This is a genomic window from Prauserella cavernicola (assembly GCF_016595675.1).
Lineage (GTDB): Bacteria > Actinomycetota > Actinomycetes > Mycobacteriales > Pseudonocardiaceae > Prauserella_A > Prauserella_A cavernicola.
Map to the genome: position 1 here is coordinate 1 of NZ_JAENJH010000023.1, position 5,142 is coordinate 5,142.

At 56.7% G+C, this 5,142-nt stretch carries 3 rRNA genes; all 3 read right to left on the reverse strand.

Annotation, left to right across the window (positions count from 1 at the left end):
• Positions 1–8: 8 nt before the first annotated feature.
• Positions 9–125 (reverse strand): 5S ribosomal RNA (gene rrf / locus JHE00_RS34440).
• A gap of 80 nt (positions 126–205) precedes the next feature.
• Positions 206–3,325, reverse strand: a 23S ribosomal RNA gene (locus JHE00_RS34445).
• Between the two features lie 235 nt (positions 3,326–3,560).
• A 16S ribosomal RNA gene (locus JHE00_RS34450) occupies positions 3,561–5,083 on the reverse strand.
• The 16S, 23S and 5S rRNA genes sit together here, the layout of an rRNA operon.
• Positions 5,084–5,142 lie beyond the last annotated feature (59 nt).

Genomic DNA, 5,142 nt, shown 5'->3' on the forward strand with positions numbered 1-5,142 from the left:
GAAGTTAAGTTCGGCGGTGTCCTACTCTCCCACACCCCCTCGGGTGCAGTACCATCGGCGCTGGTGGGCTTAGCTTCCGGGTTCGGAATGGGACCGGGCGTGACCCCACCGCTATAACCACCGAAACACTGGTGAAACAGTGCACACACTATCCAATTAGAGTGTGTGGTGTTTCAGAATCGTAGAGTGAGTGCGTAGCACCTTTGTAGGCAAGTCCTCGGCTTATTAGTACCAGTCCACTCAAAAACACGTTACCGTGCGTCCATGTCTGGCCTATCAACCCAGTGGTCTACTGGGAGCCTTAACCCACGTGGGGTGGGAGACCTCATCTAGGAACAGGCTTCCCGCTTAGATGCCTTCAGCGGTTATCCCTTCCGAACGTAGCTAACCAGCCATGCCACTGGTGTGACAACTGGCATACCAGAGGTTCGTCCGTCCCGGTCCTCTCGTACTAGGGACAGCCTTCCGCAAGTCTCCTACGCGCGCGGCGGATAGGGACCGAACTGTCTCACGACGTTCTAAACCCAGCTCGCGTGCCGCTTTAATGGGCGAACAGCCCAACCCTTGGGACCTACTCCGGCCCCAGGATGCGACGAGCCGACATCGAGGTGCCAAACCATGCCGTCGATATGGACTCTTGGGCAAGATCAGCCTGTTATCCCCGGGGTACCTTTTATCCGTTGAGCGACACCCCTTCCACCAGGTGGTGCCGGATCACTAGTCCCTACTTTCGTACCTGCTCGACCTGTCAGTCTCACAGTCAAGCTCCCTTGTGCACTTACACTCAACACCTGATTGCCAACCAGGCTGAGGGAACCTTTGGGCGCCTCCGTTACTCTTTGGGAGGCAACCGCCCCAGTTAAACTACCCACCAGGCACTGTCCCTGAACCGGATCACGGTCCGAAGTTAGATTCCCAGCACGACCAGAGTGGTATTTCAACAATGACTCCACACACACTAGCGTGTGCGCTTCACAGTCTCCCACCTATCCTACACAAGCCGAACCGAAAACCAATACCAAGCTATAGTAAAGGTCCCGGGGTCTTTCCGTCCTGCCGCGCGAAACGAGCATCTTTACTCGTAGTGCAATTTCGCCGGGCCTGTGGTTGAGACAGCCGGAAAGTCGTTACGCCATTCGTGCAGGTCGGAACTTACCCGACAAGGAATTTCGCTACCTTAGGATGGTTATAGTTACCACCGCCGTTTACTGGCGCTTAAATTCTCAGCTTCACCCCGAAAGGTTAACCGGTCCTCTTAACGTTCCAGCACCGGGCAGGCGTCAGTCCATATACCTCGACTTGCGTCTTCGCATGGACCTGTGTTTTTAGTAAACAGTCGCTTTCCGCTGGTCTCTGCGGCCACTCCCACCTAGCTCGAAAAAAGCTTCAGCAGGCTTGGCCCCCCTTCTCCCGAAGTTACGGGGGCAATTTGCCGAGTTCCTTAACCACAGTTCACCCGATCGCCTTAGTATTCTCTACCTGACCACCTGTGTCGGTTTGGGGTACGGGCCACACATGCACTCGCTAGAGGCTTTTCTCGGCAGCATAGGATCACTCTACTTCACCACAACGGCTACGCATCACGCCTCACCCTCAATGCAGAACGGATTTACCTATCCTGCGGGCCACACGCTTACACCAGTATTACCACTGACTGGCGGAGCTACCTTCCTGCGTCACCCCATCGCTTGACTACTACAGGATCAGGTCCCACGCTCACCAACACCACAACTCCGAAGAGCCATTGATGCGGCTCGGGTGGTTAGTATCCCCTGCCTCACCAGGGACGCACACACGCGGGTACGGGAATATCAACCCGTTGTCCATCGACTACGCCTGTCGGCCTCGCCTTAGGTCCCGACTTACCCTGGGCGGAACAACCTGGCCCAGGAACCCTTGGTCATCCGGCGGCAGAGATTCTCACTCTGCATTCGCTACTCATGCCTGCATTCTCACTCCCACACCCTCCACGACTCGCTTCCGCGGCCGCTTCCCTGGATGCAGGACGCTCCCCTACCCACCCACACGACTAGACACCCTCCACGAAGGAAGGCACCGATCTCATGTGTGAGTGACACAGCTTCGGCGGTGTGCTTAAGCCCCGCTACATTGTCGGCGCAGAACCACTTGACCAGTGAGCTATTACGCACTCTTTCAAGGGTGGCTGCTTCTAAGCCAACCTCCTGGTTGTCTCTGCGACTCCACATCCTTTCCCACTGAGCACACACTTAGGGGCCTTAGCTGGTGTTCTGGGCTGTTTCCCTCTCGACGACGAAGCTTATCCCCCGCCGTCTCACTGCCGCACTCTCACACACCCGTATTCGGAGTTTGGTTGACTTCGGTAACCCGGTAAGGCCCCTAGGCCACCCAGTAGCTCTACCCCAGGTGTGAAACATGCGACGCTGCACCTAAATGCATTTCGGGGAGAACCAGCTATCACGGAGTTTGATTGGCCTTTCACCCCTACCCACAGCTCATCCCCTCAGTTTTCAACCTAAGTGGGTTCGGCCCTCCACGCCGTCTTACCGGCGCTTCAGCCTGGCCATGGGTAGATCACTCCGCTTCGGGTCTCGACCACGCAACTCAACGCCCTATTCAGACTCGCTTTCGCTACGGCTACCCCACACGGGTTAACCTCGCCACGCAGCACGAACTCGCAGGCTCATTCTTCAAAAGGCACGCCATCACCATCCCAAAAGGATCGCTCTGACGGCTTGCAGGCACACGGTTTCAGGTACTCTTTCACTCCCCTCCCGGGGTACTTTTCATCTTTCCCTCACGGTACTTGTCCGCTATCGGTCACTAGGAAGTATTTAGGCTTACCGGGTGGTCCCGGCAGATTCACAGCAAATTCCACGAGCTCGCTGCTACTCGGGAACACCATCCAGACCTGACAATGCAGTTTTCGCGTACGGGACTCTCACCCACTCCGGCCGCTCATCCCAAAGCGTTCCGCTAACCACACGCCACATCCCCAAGAGTGTCAGCCCTTGGCAAATAGGTCCCACAACCCCGCACACACAACACCTGACAGCTTGACATGCGCACGGTTTAGCCTCATCCGCTTTCGCTCGCCACTACTCACGGAATCACTCTTGTTTTCTCTTCCTACGGGTACTGAGATGTTTCACTTCCCCGCGTTCCCTCCACACCGGCTATATATTCACCAGCGGGTGACACCTCATAACAGGTGCCGGGTTACCCCATTCGGACACCCTCGGATCACAGCTCGGTTGACAGCTCCCCGAGGCTTATCGCAGCCTCCCACGTCCTTCATCGGCCCCTAGTGCCCAGACATCCACCATGTGCCCTACATAACTTGACCACAAAGATGCTCGCACTCACTCTACAATTCTCAAACACCACACCAGAAACAACCGTCCCCAGAGCAGAAGCCCCGAGCGTGTTGCCTCAGGACCCAACAGTGTGTTGCGAGCTTTTATCCGTAGTCTTCGGTCCACAATTCCTTGAGCAACCACCATCCGAACACTCGCCGGATCAAGTGGCCACTCCCCCGACACGCCGCAGCGACAACCAGGGGATGTGAAAGTGCTCCTTAGAAAGGAGGTGATCCAGCCGCACCTTCCGGTACGGCTACCTTGTTACGACTTCGTCCCAATCGCCAGTCCCACCTTCGACCACTCCACCCCCGAAGGGTTAGGCCATGGGCTTCGGGTGTTACCGACTTTCGTGACGTGACGGGCGGTGTGTACAAGGCCCGGGAACGTATTCACCGCAGCAATGCTGATCTGCGATTACTAGCGACTCCGACTTCACGCAGTCGAGTTGCAGACTACGATCCGAACTGAGACCGGCTTTAAGGGATTCGCTCCACCTCACGGTATCGCAACCCTCTGTACCAGCCATTGTAGCATGTGTGAAGCCCTGGACATAAGGGGCATGATGACTTGACGTCATCCCCACCTTCCTCCGAGTTGACCCCGGCAGTCTCCCACGAGTCCCCGGCATTACCCGCTGGCAACATAGGATAAGGGTTGCGCTCGTTGCGGGACTTAACCCAACATCTCACGACACGAGCTGACGACAGCCATGCACCACCTGTACACCAACCACAAGGGAAACCGTATCTCTACGGCAATCTGATGCATGTCAAGCCCAGGTAAGGTTCTTCGCGTTGCATCGAATTAATCCACATGCTCCGCCGCTTGTGCGGGCCCCCGTCAATTCCTTTGAGTTTTAGCCTTGCGGCCGTACTCCCCAGGCGGGGCGCTTAATGCGTTAGCTACGGCACGGGATGCGTGGACAGCACCCCACACCTAGCGCCCAACGTTTACAGCGTGGACTACCAGGGTATCTAATCCTGTTCGCTCCCCACGCTTTCGCTCCTCAGCGTCAGTATCGGCCCAGAGACCCGCCTTCGCCACCGGTGTTCCTCCTGATATCTGCGCATTCCACCGCTACACCAGGAATTCCAGTCTCCCCTACCGAACTCAAGTGATGCCCGTATCGACCGCAAGCCCCAAGTTAAGCCTGAGGTTTTCACGGCCGACGTGACACACCGCCTACGAGCTCTTTACGCCCAATAATTCCGGACAACGCTTGCACCCTACGTATTACCGCGGCTGCTGGCACGTAGTTAGCCGGTGCTTCTTCTCCAGGTACCGTCACTCTCGCTTCGTCCCTGGCGAAAGAGGTTTACAACCCGAAGGCCGTCATCCCTCACGCGGCGTCGCTGCATCAGGCTTTCGCCCATTGTGCAATATTCCCCACTGCTGCCTCCCGTAGGAGTCTGGGCCGTGTCTCAGTCCCAGTGTGGCCGGTCGCCCTCTCAGGCCGGCTACCCGTCACCGCCTTGGTAGGCCATCACCCCACCAACAAGCTGATAGGCCGCGGGCTCAACCTGTACCGCCGGAACTTTCCACCCCCCACCATGCGGCAGGAAGTCATATCCGGTATTAGACCCAGTTTCCCAGGCTTATCCCAGAGTACAGGGCAGATTACCCACGTGTTACTCACCCGTTCGCCACTCATCCACCCAGCAAGCTGAGCTTCAGCGTTCGACTTGCATGTGTTAAGCACGCCGCCAGCGTTCGTCCTGAGCCAGGATCAAACTCTCCAACAATGCATTAGAGAAAAACCTGGCTATATTCAACATATAGCCTCAAGCAAACCCACCAAAAA